This is a genomic window from Mesorhizobium sp. M7A.F.Ca.CA.004.12.1.1 (genome assembly GCF_003997835.1).
In the GTDB taxonomy this organism is placed as follows: domain Bacteria; phylum Pseudomonadota; class Alphaproteobacteria; order Rhizobiales; family Rhizobiaceae; genus Mesorhizobium.
Genome location: NZ_RZRK01001291.1, coordinates 1 through 1,003 on the forward strand (window position 1 = coordinate 1; position 1,003 = coordinate 1,003).

Consider the following 1,003-nt stretch of genomic DNA (forward strand, 5'->3'; position numbering starts at 1 on the left):
GGTCGGCATCGCCATCGCTTTCCCGCCACTGCCACGCAGGGAACTGCAGCCGGCTTAGTTCGGGTCGACTTCCAAACCTTGCTGGCCAGGCGCGCAATCAGCCTGGCCCGTTCGGTTCGCCGCGGATCCTGTCCTCTGTTTCATCCGTTCTCCCTTGTGCGAGTGCGGAAGTCCACGGCCAACGTTTGCACCAAGCGACGACTTCGCGCACCCGTCCACCAGTGAGGGTACGATTTGAGCCGAAGGCGCGCGGCTCCGCCACGGCCAGGCTTGAATGGCAGGCAACGGTCGATGGATCGAAAAGCTCTCTTAAGCATTTAAGCTTTGGCTAATAGTAGCCTCAGGAGAGAAACGATGAAAAAGACGCTGCTCATTTTGAGCCTGCTCATTCCGCTCTCGGCGTGCTCCCGTACCGAACAAGGCGCCGCCGTCGGCGGCTTGGGTGGCGCGGCCGTAGGCGCCGCGGTGGCCGGAGACCCTGTGGAAGGAGCGGTTGTCGGCGGTGCGGTCGGAGCGATAGCCGGGGCGGTCATCGGCCACGCCAGCGAAGCCGGCCAGTGCAGATATCGCGATCGGTACGGCCGGGTTTACGTCGCACGGTGCCCGGACGGTTACTGATCTCAAGACGCGTGATCTCCTTCGATCACGCGTCTGCTTGGGGGTTAATCGAATGGCCTATCGGATCAAAAAGTTGCCGGGTTTCTTGTTTGCCGCTGTTGGCGCTGCCGCGTTGAATATCGCGTCCACGATTGCGATTTCGGCCGCGCCGGTTGATGCGAAGACGATTGCCGATCACTTCTCATCGGTGAAATCTATGTCAGGGGATTTCGTGCAGTCGGGCCCGAAGGCGGAAAGAAAACATGGCAGGTTTTTTCTCCAACGCCCGGGCAAGATCCGGTTCAATTATGCTGGCCAATCTGGGATCAGCGTGATTGCGGATGGTAAATCCCTGGTGGTTTACAACAGGAAACTGAAGACATCGCGGCTCTATGCTCTCTCGAAG

At 59.6% G+C, this 1,003-nt stretch carries 2 protein-coding genes; both read left to right on the forward strand.

The window, feature by feature from the left end; genetic code table 11:
- The first annotated feature begins 354 nt into the window (after nt 1-354).
- The gene (locus tag EN984_RS35880; RefSeq protein WP_127268100.1) at nt 355-618 is read left to right on the forward strand and encodes a YMGG-like glycine zipper-containing protein; all 264 of its coding nucleotides are present in this window, start codon (nt 355-357) and stop codon (nt 616-618) included.
- A gap of 52 nt (nt 619-670) precedes the next feature.
- Nucleotides 671-1,003 (forward strand): outer-membrane lipoprotein carrier protein LolA (locus EN984_RS35885; RefSeq protein WP_206517576.1); only part of this gene is annotated, 333 nt, incomplete at its 3' end.

Excerpts from the sequence above, each read along its gene's own strand:
- EN984_RS35880 (WP_127268100.1), top strand. The coding sequence starts at position 355 with ATGAAAAAGACGCTGCTCATTTTGAGCCTGCTCATTCCGCTCTCGGCG.